This is a genomic window from Amycolatopsis thermalba (genome assembly GCF_023376025.1).
Lineage (GTDB): Bacteria > Actinomycetota > Actinomycetes > Mycobacteriales > Pseudonocardiaceae > Amycolatopsis_E > Amycolatopsis_E thermalba.
This window is the reverse complement of the sequence record NZ_CP091196.1, coordinates 1,329,891-1,344,147: the sequence shown is the minus strand read 5'-3', so window position 1 is coordinate 1,344,147 and position 14,257 is coordinate 1,329,891. Positions and strand designations below refer to the sequence as shown.

The window sequence follows — 14,257 nt, the reverse complement described above, 5'->3', positions numbered from 1 at the left end:
GGGACTTTCACGCCAACTCGGCGTAGCCCGGTTTGATCACGTTGTTGATCAGGTCGAGCCGTTGATCGAAATCGAGGAACGCCGACTTCATCGCGTTGATCGTGAACCACTGGAAGTCGGCCCAGCCGTAGCCGAACGCCTCGGCCAGCGCGGCGAACTCGCTCGACACCGAGCAGCCGCTCATGAGCCGGTTGTCGGTGTTGACCGTCACCCGGAAGCGCAGGTCCGCGAGTAGCCCGATCGGATGATCAGCGATCGACGCGGCGGCGCCCGTCTGCACGTTGGAGGACGGGCAGATCTCCAGCGGGATGCGGCGGTCGCGGACGTAACTCGCGAGCCGGCCGAGGTGGACCGTGCCGTCCGGATCGCGTTTGATGTCGTCCACGATCCGCACGCCGTGCCCGAGCCGTTCCGCGCCACAATGCTGAATCGCCTCCCAAATGGAAGCGAGTCCGAACGCCTCACCGGCGTGAATGGTGAAATGCGCGTTATTGGTGCGCAGATATTCGAATGCGTCGAGGTTGCGGGTGGGCGGGAATCCGGCCTCCGGTCCCGCGATGTCGAACCCGGCCACCCCGGAGTCCCGGTAACGCACCGCGATCTCGGCGATCTCGGCCGCCCGGGCATGCTGACGCATCGCACACAGCAAAGTACCCATTCGGATGACTTTTCCCTGTTGAGCCGCTCGACGCTCACCCTCCGCAAACCCCGCCAGGACGGCCTCCACGACCGCGTCCAGCGTCAGCCCGCGCTCGACGAACAGCTCCGGCGCGTACCGCACCTCGGCGTAGACCACGCCGTCGGCGGCGAGGTCCTCCACGCACTCGGCGGCGACCCTGACCAGCGCTTCTTCGGTCTGCATCACGCCGCAGGTGTGGGCGAAGGTCTCCAGGTAGGACTCCAGGGAGCCGGAGTCGGCGGCGTCGCGGAACCAGCGGCTCAGCTCGGCCACGTCGGTGGTGGGGAGATCGCGGTAGCCGAGGGCGTCGGCCAGTTCGATCACCGTCCCCGGACGGAGTCCTCCGTCGAGGTGATCGTGGAGCAGGACCTTGGGCGCCCGGCGGATGTTTTCCATGGTCAGGGGCGCTGTCGTGGCGTTGTCGGACATGCTCCGACGGTACCCCCGCGGCGGTCACCTACATGGACGCGCGCGATGGCAACTCTCAGGCTCCACTCGAGCTTCAGGCCGCGCGCATTCGGCCAACCGGGGCCACCACGGCGTTCCCGCCTTTACGGGGGCGATACCCAGAGCAATTCCGCAATGGTTAAGCTTCCGCCACGTCCCTCTTTCCCCGCCGACGAAGGACACCGAAGTGACCACTGATAACCACATTGGAGCTCCGTCCTTCGACCGGATGCGCAACATGCTGGTGCGCGCGGCCGAAGTCCGCGAGAGCGAGCAGCAGCAGATCTTCGACGCGCTCGATGACATCTACGCGCGGCTCGCTCCGGTCGACTCCCTGGGTGCCGTGCGCAAGCGGCTGTCGGAGCTGCCCGACCGCACCGAGGTCGGCGTGCTCGCCGAGCGCCTGGACGAGGCCATGTCCCGCCTGGAGGCGCAGGACAACGCGCTCGCGGACCTGGCGCGCGCGGTGGAGAGCATCGTCGACAAGCTGGCGAAGCCGTTCGCCCAGCTCGACGGCCGTCTGGACGGTGTGGCCGCCCGGTTCGAGGGCGTCGCCGGCCGGATGGACGGGCTCGAGGACAAGCTGGAGAACATCCACCGCCGCCTGGACGACCTGAACGGGCACCTGGACAAGCAGGACGCGAAGCTCGACGCGCTGCCGCAGGCCGTGCACGGCCCGGTGAAGGAGCGCATCGAGATGGCCGAGTCCATCCTGCGCGACCGCGTCGACTCGGGCATGAGCGAGCTGCGCGAGCGGGTGGACAACGGTGTCGGCGAGCTGCGCGAGCGGGTCGAGAACGGCCTGACCGAGCTGCGCGGCCGCGTGGACGAGGCGGACAGCCAGAACCGCGAGCGCGTCGAGGCGGCCACGCAGGCCCTGCGCGGCGCGATCGACGAGACCGGCGAGATGCTGGACCCGACCGAGCGGCTGGAAGCGCTGTCTTCGCGCCTGGAGCAGATCACCGGGCGCCTGGACGATCTGGCCGGCCGGATCGACAAGGTCGACGAGGGGGTGGCCGCGCAGTTCGGCGACCTCGGCGGCGCGGTGAAGAGCGGGTTCTCGCGGGTCGAGGGCACGCTGTCCAGCCGTCCGGACACCGAGTCGGTGGGTTCCCTGGTGCGCCGCAGCAACGAGGAGTCGGAGCGGCGCATCGGCGGCCAGCTGGACGAGGCGATGGCGACGTTCGCGGAGCTGATGCTCGGCGGTGGGCCGTCGGTGCCGCAGATCGCCCCGCCGCCGCCCGCGCAGCGCCAGCCGCGGCGGGCGCGCAACGGCCGGGCGCCGAAGAACGCCGACGTGAAGGCCAAGCCCGAGGGTGACGACTCGGAGGCCTGAGTTCTCGCGTTGGCAAGGCCCCAGGCACGCCGTGCCCGGGGCCTTTCGCGTGTCTAGGCTCGGACCATGCTGCGGTTGGGAATCCCGGTGCTGGGCGTCGACGACCTCCCCCGGGCCGAAACGTTCTGGACGAAGGCGCTCGGCCTGCGCCCGACGGGCGAGTGGGTGAACGAGAACTGGCGCACCCTCAGCGGGGCGGACGGGCCGGTGCTGGCGCTGATGCGCAGTGAGACGCCGGTGCAGCGGCATCCGCGCGTGCACCTGGACCTGTTCGTGGACTCGGCGGAGGAGCAGGCAGCCGAGACCGCGCGGCTGGTGGCTTTGGGGGCGGTGCAGGTGGACTGGGAGCTGTACCCGGAGGACCCGGATTTCGTGGTGCTGGCGGACCCGGAGGGGAACGTGTTCTGCATCGTGGATTTGGGGCACGGGGCCGCGAACTGAGGAGCGGTGGATTGGTGGTCGGTAACGGGAGTGGACCGACTACGCACCAGACCCGCACCTTCTGCACAACCGGCGGCCGGCAACGGCAGTGGACCGACTACGCGAAGGCCCGGAGCCCTCCTGCACAACCGGCGGCCGGCAACGCAAGCAGACCGACTACGCGCCAGCCCTCCCCCGCCCCCGATCCCCAGCCTGCTTTTGGTCGCCGAGCAGGCGTGTCAAGGTACTCTTTCCCGCCTTGACACGCCTGCTCGGCGACCAATACACACTCAAGGTGAGGGGGCGGGGGAGGTCACCCAAGGTGACCGTTCGGCGCCGTGAGGCGCCCCCTGCGCGAAGCGCAGGGAAAAAGATCAAAAGATGTCCTCGCCGGACGGGCAGGCTCCGGGATGACGGGGGACCGTTGTTATCTCACCTCGGGCAGGTGGTCGCTGGGTGGTCATCCCGTCGCCTTCCGGTTTGTGCATATCACTTTGAGCCAGGCCCGCAAGGTTGGCATGTCATCTCGCGTTGGCAGCGGATGTTGCGGGCCTGGCTCAAAGTGATCGTCACGTGTCAGGCGACGGGATGACCACCCAGCTACCTCGGGTTCAAAGACCCGGCGCCGTCAGCTGACGCGGTGCAGGATCAGCTCTCTGGCTTCTGGGGCCTTGTCGGTGATCTCCACCGCGGTCGCCAGGGCCTCCAGTGCTGCCGGGACCGCCTCCGGTGTGTCCGTGTGCAGTTCCAGCAGCGGCTGGCCCTCGGTCACCTGCTCGCCCGGCTTGGCCAGGCACCGGATGCCCGCCGCGTGCTGGACCGGGTCCTCCTTGCGTGCCCGGCCCGCTCCCAGGCGCCACGCGGCCACCCCGACCGCGTACGCGTCCAAAGCGGACAGATATCCCGAACCGGCCGCCTCCACGACCGCGACGTGCGCCGGCCGTGGCAGGGGCGCCGAACAGTCGCCGCCCTGCGCGGTGATCATCCGGCACCACGTCTCGTAAGCCTCGCCGGAGGCCAGCACGCGAGCCGGGTCCACCGAGAGGCCCGCGAGCGCCAGCATCTCCCGCGCCAGGGCCACCGTCAGCTCCACCACGTCCGCCGGTCCCCCGCCCTGCAGGACCTCCACCGCCTCCGCCACCTCGACCGCGTTGCCGACCGCCGCGCCCAACGGCGTGTTCATGTCCGTCAACAGGGCCGTCGTGGTCACACCGTGCGCCGTGCCGATCTCCACCAGCGTCCGGGCCAGCTCCGAAGCCTCCGAGACGCTCTTCATGAACGCCCCGGAACCCGCCTTCACGTCCAGCACCAGACCGGCCGAACCCTCCGCGATCTTCTTGCTCATGATCGAGCTGGCGATCAACGGCACCGACTCGACCGTGCCCGTCACGTCCCGCAGCGCGTACAGCTTCCGGTCCGCGGGCGCCAACCCGGAGGTCGCCGCGCAGACCACCGCGCCGACCGAATTCAACTGCGCCGTGATCTCGTCCACCGACAACGCAGCCCGCCACCCGGGGATCGACTCCAGCTTGTCCAGCGTGCCGCCGGTGTGGCCGAGGCCGCGGCCGGACAGCTGGGGCACCGCCGCGCCGCACGTGGCGACCAGCGGGGCCAGCGGCAACGTGATCTTGTCGCCGACCCCGCCCGTCGAGTGCTTGTCCACCGTCGGCCGGTCCACGCGCAACGACAACCGCGAACCCGAATCGATCATCGCGCCGGTCCAGGTCGCCGTCTCCCGCGCGTCCATCCCGCGCAGGAACACCGCCATCGCCAGCGCGGCCATCTGCTCCTCGGCCACGTCCCCGCGCGTGTAGGCGTCCACGACCCAGCGGATCTGCTCGTCGCTCAGCGCACCGCCGTCCCGCTTGGCCCGGATGACGTCGACCGCCGCGAACGCTGTCACGGCAGGTCCGCGGGACCGAACGCGTCCGGCAGCACCGAGGTCATCGGCAGGACCCCGGACGGGGTGTCCACCAGACACGAACCGCCGCCCAGCTCGAACAGGATCTGCCGGCACCGGCCGCACGGCATCAGCAGGTCACCGCTGCCCGACCGGCACGCCACCGCCACCAGACGCCCGCCGCCACTCAGCCGCAGCTGCCCGGCCATCGTGCACTCCGCGCACAACCCGAGCCCGTAGGAAGCGTTTTCCACGTTGCACCCGACGACCACCCGGCCGTCGTCCACCAGCCCGGCCACGCCGACGTGCAGCCCCGAGTAGGGCGCGTACGCGCTCTTCGCCGCCTCGACGGCCTGAGCGCGCAACGCCTCCCAGTCGATCTCGCCCACTAGTCCCCCTCACCACGCCGGTACCGGGCACCGCCGGCCTTCGGCGGCCGCAGCCGTTGCGACGCCACCGCCAGCACGATCAACGTCACCACGTGCGCGGTGTACGGCGTCAGCTCGCTGGGCAACGAGTCGTTGGACCAGTAGATCCAGTACAGGACACCGGCGCCGACCACACCGAGCGCGGCCGCGATCCACTGCCGCCGGATCAGCTGAACCACCACGATCACGAACAGCAGCAGCACCACGCCGTACAGCAGCGCGAGCACCGCCCGCCCGCCGCCGGACAGCTGCAGACCGTCCGCGTACCCGAACAGCGCCGCACCACCGAGCAGACCGCCCGGCCGCCAGTTGCCGAAGATCATCGCCGCCAGGCCGATGTACCCGCGGCCGTTCGTCTGGTTCTCCAGGTAACCGCCGCCGCCCTGCAGCAGCACCAGCGACGCGCCGCCCATGCCAGCCAGGCCACCGGAGATCAGCACGCCCAGGTACTTGTGCGCGTACACGTTGATGCCCAGCGACTCGGCCGCCACCGGGTTCTCGCCGCACGACCGCAGCCGCAGCCCCAGCCGCGTCCGCCACAGCACCAGGTAGCTCACCGGCACCAGCAGGATCGCGATCATCGTCAGCGGCGCCACCCCGGTGACGAGCCCGTTGAGCAGGCCCGCCGCGTCCGAGATGAACACCCGCTGCTGGTCCTCCAGATCGGTGAGCCAGTTCGACAGGAACGTCGCCGAGTAGGTGTCGAACGTCGGCACCGTCGGCGACTGCCGCGGGTTGCCGGACAGCGGCTCGAAGATCAGCGTCGCCAGGTACTTCGCGACCCCGAGCCCGAGCAGGTTGATCGCCACACCGGAGACGATGTGGTTGACGTTGAACGTCACCGTCGCGATCGCGTGCAGCAGGCCGCCGAGCGCGCCGAACACGATCGCCGCGCCGAGGCCGGCCCACGGGCCGCCGTAGTAGGCGCCCCACGCCGCACCCCAGGTGCCGAGGATCATCATGCCCTCGAGACCGATGTTGACCACACCGCCGCGCTCGGACCACAGACCGCCGAGCGCGCACAGCAGGATCGGCAGCGCCAGCCGCAGCGCGGTCTGCGCGGTGTTTGTCGAGGTCAGCGTGTTGACCCCGGTCAGGTAGGACGCGGTGGACAGCACCGCGACGATCCCCACCGCCCACAGGACACCACGCGCCCAGCCGGGGATCCGGCGCTTGCCCGGGGCCGGCGGCACGGTCAGCGGCGCCGCGGTTTCCGTCGCGAGACTCACACCGCACCCCCTTCACTCACCGAAGCGGGACGCCCGCCCGACAGCGCGCGGCCGACGCGGCGCTGCGCGGCGGCCAGGTCGGCCCGCTTCACGATCTCGTACGCCACGACGACCGACAGCACGATCGCGCCCTGCATGATCGTCGCGATCTCCTTCGGCACGTCGACCTGCTCCAGCGACACCGCCGACTTGTCCAGGAACGCCCACAGCAGCGCGCCGAGCGCGATGCCGCCCGGGTGGTTCCGACCCAGCAGCGCGACCGCGATGCCGGTGAAGCCGTACCCCTGGGTCGAGGTGATGGCGTAGGTGAAGTCGCGGCCGACCAGCTCCGGGATGGCGACCAGGCCGGCCACCGCGCCGGAGAGCAGCATCGCGATCAGCGTCATCTTCTTCGCGTTGACGCCACCCGCGGCCGCCGCCGTGGTCGACTCGCCGCTGGCCCGCAGCTCGAAGCCGAACCGGGTGCGGTTGAGCATGAACCAGTAGGCGAAGCCGATGGCCGCGGCGATGATCACGAAGCCGAACAGCTCACCGCCGCCGATCGGGATGTTCGGCACCCGGCCGGACGGGGCGATCTCCTCGGTCTTGAGGTTGTTCCCGGTCAGCACGCCGAACTGGTCGGGGTTGATCAGGAACGCCACGATGCCGCCGACGATCGCGTTGAGCATGATCGTCGAGATGACCTCGCTGACCCCGCGGGTCACCTTGAGGATCGCCGGCACCGCCGCGTAGACCGCGCCGGCCAGCGCCGCCACGAGGATGATGAAGACGACGTGGATGACCGGCGGCAGCACGACGGCCCCGCCGATGATCGCGGCGACCACGGCGGCGAAGCGGTACTGGCCCTCGACACCGATGTTGAACAGGTTCATCTGGAAGCCGATGGCCACCGCGAGCCCGGACAGGTAGTAGACCGTCGCCAGGTTCACCGTGTCCACGGCGGTGGTGCCCTTGAACAGCTGGCCGATCATGGTGCCGTAGGCCTGCAGCGGATCGGCTCCGGAGATCAGCAGTGCGATCGAGCAGATCAGCACCGAGAAGACGATCGCCAGCAGGGGCGGCAGCACCTTGGTGCGCCAGGAGGTCACGCGGCTTCCTCCGCTCCGGTCATGGCCGAGCCCAGCTCGGTCGGGGTCACCGTGGCCGGGTCGGCTTCGCTCACCAGACGTCCGCGCAGCATGACGCGGATGGTGTCGGACAGGCCGATCAGCTCGTCGAGGTCGGCCGAGATCAGCAGCACCGCCAGCCCGTCGTGCCGGGCCTGGCGGATCTGCTCCCAGATCAGCGCCTGCGCGCCGACGTCCACCCGCGGGTCGGGTGCGAGGCGATCAGCAGCACCGGGTTGCCGGACAGCTCCCGGCCGACCACCAGCTTCTGCTGGTTCCCGCCGGACAGCGCCGCCGCGGGCACCTCGATGCCGGGCGTGCGGACGTCGTAGTCGGCGACGATCCGCTCGGTGTCCTTGCGGGCCCCGGGGATGTCGAGCAGCTGGCCCTTCGACACCGGCCGCCGGGTCTGGTAGCCGAGGATCCGGTTGGCCCACAACGGTTGCGTCAGCAGCAGGCCGTGCCGGGTGCGGTCCTCCGGCACGTAGCCGATGCCGGCCTCGCGCCGGGCGAGCGTGCCCAGGCCGGTCAGATCGCGCGCGTTGCCGTCGGCGTCGACCAGCTCGATCGACCCGGCGGTGGCCTTGCGCATGCCCATGATCGTCTCGACCAGCTCGGTCTGGCCGTTGCCCTCGACCCCGGCGATGCCGAGCACCTCGCCCGCGTGCACGGTGAAGGTGATGTCGTCGAGCACGGCGCGCACAGTGGTATCAGCCCCCTCGACGGTCAGCCGCAGCCCGGTCACCCGCAGCACGTCCCGGTCGGTGACGGTGGACTCGCGGGTCTCCGGGCTGGGCAGCTCGGAGCCGACCATCATCTCCGCCAGCTCACGCGAGGAAATCTTCTTCGGATCGGCGGTGCCGACCGTGGTGCCGCGCCGGATCACGGTGACCGTGTCGGCGATCGCGCGGACCTCGTCGAGCTTGTGCGAGATGAAGATGAACGTGAACCCCTGCGCCTGCATGCCGCGCACGGTCTCGAACAGCGCGTCGACCTCCTGCGGCACCAGCACCGCGGTCGGCTCGTCCAGGATGACGATCCGCGCGCCGCGGTAGAGCACCTTCATGATCTCCACGCGCTGCCGGTCGGCGACGCCCAGCGTCTCGACCAGCGCGTCCAGCGGCGCGGACAGCCCGACCTGCTTCTCCAGCTCGGCCAGCTTCGCGCGCGCGGCCCGGCCGATGCCGTGCAGGTTCTCGGCGCCGAGCAGGACGTTCTCCCGCACCGTCAGGTTGTCGGCGAGCATGAAGTGCTGGTGCACCATGCCGATGCCGGCGCGGATCGCGTCCTGCGGGTTGCGCAGCCGGATCTGCTCGCCGTTGATCGCGATCGTGCCCTCGTCCGGCGGCTGCATGCCGTAGAGGATCTTCATCAGGGTGGACTTGCCGGCCCCGTTCTCGCCGCAGATGGCGTGGACCTCGCCGGACGCCACCGTCAGGTTGACGTCGGAGTTGGCGACCACGCCGGGAAAGCGCTTCGTGATGCCGCGCAGCTCGACGGCCGGTGGTGAGTTGGTCATGAGACCCCCGGAAACGGCGCACGGGGCCCGGGAAGGGGTCACCCTCCCGAGCCCCGGACGCGGCTGGAAAAGATCTACTTCTGCGGCGTGGACGGGACGGTGATCGCGCCCGAGATGATCGCCTGCTTGTAGCCCTCGAGCTGCGGCTTGATGTCGTCGACCTGGCCACCGGAGGTGGAGTAGCCGACGCCGTCCACCGACAGGTCGAACCGCTTGGGCAGCGAGCTGAGCGTGTTGGTCGCCAGCGCCCGGAGGTAGTCGTACACGGCCACGTCGACCCGCTTGAGCATGGAGGTCATGATGACGTCCTTGTACTCGGCGACGGTCGCCTGGTGGTACTGGTCGGAGTCGACGCCGATGGCCAGCCCCTTGGCCGCGCTCGCGGCCTGGAAGACGCCCTTACCGGAGGCACCGGCGGCCTGGTACACCACGTCGGCGCCGGCGGAGAACTCGGCGGCGGCCTTGATGTTGCCCTTCGCCGGGTCCTGGAAACCGGTGTTGTCACCGGCCGGGGTCAGGTAGTCGCTGGTGATCTGGACCTTGTTCGACGCGGCCTTGGCGCCCGCGATGAACCCGGCCTCGAACTTCTGGATCAGCGGCGTGTTCACGCCACCGACGAAGCCCACGTGGCAGTTCTTGCTCTTGTAGACCGCGGCGACACCCACCAGGAAGGAGCCCTGCTCCTCGGAGAACACCAGCGGGGTGACGTTCGGCGCGGTGACCGAATCGTCGTCGACGATGGCGAACTGGGTGTTCGGGAACTTCGGCGCGACGGCCTGCACCGCGGTGGCGTAGGCGAAGCCGATCGCCAGGATCGGGCTGTAGCCGTCGGCGGCCAGCTGGGTCAGCCGCTGCTCCTTGGCGGCCTCGTCCTCGGTCGGCGACGCGGTGCTCTCGCGGACGTCGGTGACGCCCATGTCGGCCTTGGCCTTGTCCACGCCCGCGGCAGCGGCGTCGTTGAACGACGCGTCACCCCGGCCCCCGATGTCGAACGCGAGCGCGACCCGCAGCTTGCTGGCGTCGACCTTGGCGCCGGCGGCGCTCGAGGTCGTGGACGCGGCGGTGGCCGCGGGCGCCTGTGCCGTGACGCAGGAACCGGCCGCGGCGTTGTCGTTGTTGCTGCTCCCGCTGGTGCCGGAGTCCTTCGCACACCCCGCCAGCGCGAGCGCCGCCGCCATGGCGGTGGCGGCCAGTGTGGTGGCACGCGTCTTACGCACCCTGTCTCTCCCTCCCCGCTGGTTGTTCCAGCGGACCCGAGAACGACCCGGCTCAGTGCCGGGCTCGACGGGCGAACGGTACCCGCCTGTGAGCAAATGGCCATGCCAGAGCCACAGCACGTAACCTAAATGTTTGCTTGTCCTCCGGCACTGCGACAGTTCAATCACATGGAGTCACCCCCACCCATCCGAGTGAGCGAGATTCACCTCACTTCGCGAAGTTTCGCCGGGGTGTTAATGAGGATGAGACGCACGACACGCGTACGGTGTCTGGTCGATCACACACACCAACCACAGGTTGAGTGCGGTATGGCGAGCAGGTCTAGCATCCCCTCTATCCAAGCTCGATGGCCTTGAACACCCCGCCGGGGCGCCTGCGAAGTCCCAGGTGGACGCTCCCCGCGGCCCGGTGGATTCGCAGGTCAGCCGGGCACAGTCCAACCACGACGTTGGAGGCCGTACACCGATGTCCACCACGGCGAGCACCGCCGCCGACCAGACGGCGGCGGAGGCGAGCGATCGGGCGGGTGCCTCACGCCGGAGCGGGACCTTCTACCGGGGCGACCCGGGCATGTGGTCCTGGGTCCTGCACCGGATCACGGGCGTGCTCACCTTCTTCTTCCTGTTCGTCCACGTCCTCGACACCGCGCTGGTCCGGGTTTCCCCCGACACCTACAACGAGGTCATCGAGACCTACAAGACCCCGCTGGTCAACCTCATGGAGGTGGGCCTGGTCGGCGCCGTGCTGTTCCACGCGCTGAACGGCATCCGGGTCATGCTGGTCGACTTCTGGTCGAAGGGCACGAAGTACCAGAAGCACATGCTGTGGACGATCGCCGTCGTCTGGGTGCTCGTCATGATCCCCGGCGCGATCGCGATGATGTGGCGCACGGTGTCGGTGATGTTCGGAGGCGGAGAGTAGAGATGGCGACCGAAACCCTCGCGCTCGACAAGCCGCGCTCGCCGCGGCGCCCCGCCGCCCGCCGCAGCAACTTCGAGCTCTACAGCTGGCTGTTCATGCGGATCTCCGGCCTCGCGCTGGTCGTCCTGGTGCTCGGCCACCTGTTCATCATGAACATCCTCGACGGCGGCGTGCACCGCATCAACTGGGGCTTCGTCGCCGGCCGCTGGTCCTCGCCGTTCTGGCAGACGTGGGACCTGCTGATGCTGTGGCTGGCCCAGCTGCACGGCGGCAACGGCCTGCGCACGATCATCGACGACTACGTCCGCAAGGACAGCACGCGCTTCTGGCTGAAGATCGTGCTCTACGTCTCGATGGTCCTCATCCTGTTCGTGGGCACCCTGGTGATCTTCACCTTCGACCCCGACATGGCCGGCAGCTGACCCACCACCACCCGAGGAAGAAGCGGACATGCAGTTCCACAAGTACGACGTGGTGATCGTGGGCGCCGGTGGCGCCGGTATGCGCGCCGCCATCGAGTCGGGCCAGCGCGCCCGCACCGCGGTCCTCACCAAGCTCTACCCGACCCGCTCCCACACCGGCGCGGCCCAGGGCGGCATGTGCGCCGCGCTGGCCAACGTCGAAGAGGACAACTGGGAGTGGCACACCTTCGACACGGTCAAGGGCGGCGACTACCTGACCGACCAGGACGCGGCGGAGATCATGGCCAAGGAGGCCATCGACGCCGTGCTCGACCTGGAGAAGATGGGCCTGCCGTTCAACCGGACGCCGGAAGGCAAGATCGACCAGCGCCGGTTCGGCGGGCACACCCGTGACCACGGCAAGGCCGCGGTGCGCCGGGCCTGCTACGCGGCCGACCGCACCGGTCACATGATCCTGCAGACGCTGTACCAGAACTGCGTCAAGCACGGGATCGAGTTCTTCAACGAGTTCTACGTGCTCGACATGATCACCACCGAGACCGAGAACGGGCCCGTCGCCACCGGCGCCGTCGCCTACGAACTCGCGACCGGCGAGATCCACGTCTTTCAGGCGAAGGCGGTCGTGTTCGCCACCGGTGGCTTCGGCAAGGTCTTCAAGACCACGTCGAACGCGCACACCCTCACCGGTGACGGCATGGGCATCTACTACCGCAAGGGCCTGCCGCTGGAGGACATCGAGTTCTACCAGTTCCACCCGACCGGCCTGGCCGGCCTCGGCATCCTGCTCACCGAGGGCGCCCGCGGCGAGGGCGCGATCCTGCGCAACGCCTCGGGTGAGCGGTTCATGGAGCGCTACGCCCCGACCATCAAGGACCTCGCGCCGCGGGACATCGTCGCCCGGTCGATGGTCCTGGAGGTGCTGGAGGGCCGCGGCGCCGGCCCGCACAAGGACTACGTGCTCCTGGACTGCACGCACCTCGGCGCGGAGGTCCTGGAGACCAAGCTGCCGGACATCACCGAGTTCGCCCGCACCTACCTGGGCGTGGACCCGGTGAAGGAGCCGGTGCCGGTGTACCCGACCGCGCACTACGCGATGGGCGGCATCCCGACGAACGTGCACGGCGAGGCCCTGCTCGACAACGACACCGTCCTGCCCGGCGCTTACGCCGCCGGTGAGGTCGCGTGCGTGTCGGTGCACGGCGCGAACCGGCTGGGCACCAACTCGCTGCTGGACATCAACGTGTTCGGCCGCCGCGCCGGCATCGCCGCCGCCGAGTACGCCCTGGGCCACGACTTCGTCGAGCTGCCGGAGAACCCGGCCAAGATGGTCGAGGGCATGGTCGACCACCTGCGCACCGCGCACGGTGGCGAGCGGGTCACCGACATCCGCACCGAGCTGCAGCAGACCATGGACACCAACGCGGCCGTGTACCGCACCGAGGACACGCTGAAGACCGCGCTGACCGACGTCCAGCGGCTCAAGGAGCGCTACGGCCGGATCTCGATCCAGGACAAGGGCAAGCGGTACAACACCGACCTGCTCGAGGCGATCGAGCTGGGCTTCCTGCTCGACCTGGCCGAGGCCCTGGTCAACGCCGCCCTGGCGCGCAAGGAGTCCCGCGGCGGGCACGCCCGCGAGGACTACCCGAACCGGGACGACGTCAACTTCATGCGGCACTCGATGTCGTACAAGATTCTGCCGGACAAGCCAGACCCGGACGCCCCGCTGGGCATCAACGGGTTCATGGCCGACATCCGGCTGGACTACAAGCCGGTGACCTTCACCCGGTACGAGCCGATGGAGCGGAAGTACTGATGACCGCGGTAGCCGAACAGAACACCGTCAACGGGATTCCCGCGCCGGAGGGCTCGGTCACCATCACGGTGAAGATCCAGCGGTTCAACCCCGAGATCGACGACGCGCCGCACTGGGAGTCCTACGAGGTCCCGGCGCTGCCGACCGACCGGGTGCTGAACCTGCTGTTCAACATCAAGAACTACGTGGACGGCACGCTGTCGTTCCGCCGGTCGTGCGCGCACGGCATCTGCGGTTCGGACGCGATGCAGATCAACGGGATCAACCGGCTGGCCTGCAAGGTGCTGGTCAAGGACCTGCTGGCGAAGGACGGCAAGGAGACCACGGTCACCGTGGCTCCGATCAAGGGCCTGCCGACGCTGAAGGACCTCTACGTCGACATGGAGCCGTTCTTCGAGGCGTACCGGGCGGTGAAGCCGTACCTGATCACCTACGGCAACGAGCCCACGCGCGAGCGGATCCAGTCGGCGGCCGATCGCGAGCGGTTCGACGACACCACCAAGTGCATCCTGTGCGCGGCGTGCACCTCGTCGTGCCCGGTGTACTGGAACGACGGGTCGTACTTCGGCCCGGCGGCGATCGTCAACGCCCACCGGTTCATCTTCGACAGCCGTGACGAGGGTTCCGAGGAGCGGCTGGACATCCTCAACGACGCCGAGGGCGTGTGGCGCTGCCGCACGACGTTCAACTGCACCGACGCGTGCCCGCGTGGCATCCAGGTGACGAAGGCGATCCAGGAGGTCAAGCGCGCGCTGCTGTTCAAGCGCGTCTGAGTTTCCGGCGGCGAAGGCCCCCGTGCTCCTGGCGCGGGGGCCT

12 protein-coding genes and 1 pseudogene are annotated in these 14,257 nt (G+C 69.3%); 6 read left to right on the top strand and 7 right to left on the bottom strand.

Features of this window, described 5'->3' with window-relative positions; all coding sequences use genetic code 11:
* Window positions 1-7: 7 nt before the first annotated feature.
* On the bottom strand, window positions 8-1,108 hold the full coding sequence (locus L1857_RS06595) for an adenosine deaminase (RefSeq protein ID WP_094004027.1): 1,101 nt from the start codon (window positions 1,106-1,108) through the stop codon (window positions 8-10).
* Window positions 1,109-1,313: 205 nt separating this feature from the next.
* Between L1857_RS06595 and L1857_RS06590 the strand changes: the two genes are divergently transcribed.
* Entirely contained in the window at window positions 1,314-2,462 is a 1,149-nt protein-coding gene (locus L1857_RS06590; RefSeq protein WP_116111521.1) for a coiled-coil domain-containing protein, read from the top strand.
* A gap of 66 nt (window positions 2,463-2,528) precedes the next feature.
* Complete coding sequence (locus L1857_RS06585) at window positions 2,529-2,903, top strand: VOC family protein (protein WP_116111522.1); 375 nt, start codon at window positions 2,529-2,531, stop codon at window positions 2,901-2,903.
* 607 nt (window positions 2,904-3,510) lie between these two features.
* Here L1857_RS06585 and L1857_RS06580 read toward each other — a convergent pair.
* From L1857_RS06580 to L1857_RS06555, 6 genes and pseudogenes are all read right to left on the bottom strand, one after another.
* On the bottom strand, window positions 3,511-4,785 hold the full coding sequence (locus tag L1857_RS06580) for a thymidine phosphorylase (protein ID WP_116111523.1): 1,275 nt from the start codon (window positions 4,783-4,785) through the stop codon (window positions 3,511-3,513).
* Window positions 4,782-5,171 carry a cytidine deaminase gene (locus tag L1857_RS06575; protein ID WP_094004023.1) on the bottom strand — a complete coding sequence of 130 codons (390 nt, stop codon included), beginning with the start codon at window positions 5,169-5,171 and terminating at the stop codon, window positions 4,782-4,784. Before L1857_RS06575 ends, L1857_RS06580 begins: the two co-directional genes overlap by 4 nt.
* Complete coding sequence (locus L1857_RS06570) at window positions 5,171-6,439, bottom strand: ABC transporter permease (protein ID WP_094004022.1); 1,269 nt, start codon at window positions 6,437-6,439, stop codon at window positions 5,171-5,173. The genes L1857_RS06575 and L1857_RS06570 overlap by 1 nt, the downstream gene beginning before the upstream one ends.
* Window positions 6,436-7,527, bottom strand: a complete 1,092-nt coding sequence (locus L1857_RS06565; RefSeq protein WP_116111525.1) for an ABC transporter permease — start codon at window positions 7,525-7,527, stop codon at window positions 6,436-6,438. The genes L1857_RS06570 and L1857_RS06565 overlap by 4 nt, the downstream gene beginning before the upstream one ends.
* Window positions 7,524-9,064, bottom strand: a pseudogene (locus L1857_RS06560) (ABC transporter ATP-binding protein). Before L1857_RS06560 ends, L1857_RS06565 begins: the two are co-directional and overlap by 4 nt.
* 74 nt (window positions 9,065-9,138) lie before the next feature.
* Window positions 9,139-10,242, bottom strand: a complete 1,104-nt coding sequence (locus L1857_RS06555) for a BMP family lipoprotein (protein WP_116111533.1) — start codon at window positions 10,240-10,242, stop codon at window positions 9,139-9,141.
* Between the two features lie 505 nt (window positions 10,243-10,747).
* On the opposite strand from L1857_RS06555, the gene sdhC reads away from it, so the two are divergent.
* From sdhC to L1857_RS06535, 4 genes are read left to right on the top strand one after another with little or no spacing between them, the layout of a single operon-like run.
* A complete protein-coding gene (gene sdhC / locus L1857_RS06550) occupies window positions 10,748-11,203 on the top strand; it encodes a succinate dehydrogenase, cytochrome b556 subunit (RefSeq protein WP_094004019.1) in 456 nt (151 codons plus the stop codon).
* Window positions 11,204-11,205: 2 nt separating this feature from the next.
* Complete coding sequence (locus L1857_RS06545) at window positions 11,206-11,625, top strand: succinate dehydrogenase hydrophobic membrane anchor subunit (protein WP_116111526.1); 420 nt, start codon at window positions 11,206-11,208, stop codon at window positions 11,623-11,625.
* Window positions 11,626-11,653: 28 nt separating this feature from the next.
* Window positions 11,654-13,441: a succinate dehydrogenase flavoprotein subunit gene (sdhA, locus tag L1857_RS06540; RefSeq protein ID WP_116111527.1), complete on the top strand. Its 1,788-nt coding sequence runs from the start codon at window positions 11,654-11,656 to the stop codon at window positions 13,439-13,441.
* The gene (locus tag L1857_RS06535) at window positions 13,441-14,214 is read left to right on the top strand and encodes a succinate dehydrogenase iron-sulfur subunit (RefSeq protein ID WP_017986767.1); all 774 of its coding nucleotides are present in this window, start codon (window positions 13,441-13,443) and stop codon (window positions 14,212-14,214) included. Before sdhA ends, L1857_RS06535 begins: the two co-directional genes overlap by 1 nt.
* Window positions 14,215-14,257 lie beyond the last annotated feature (43 nt).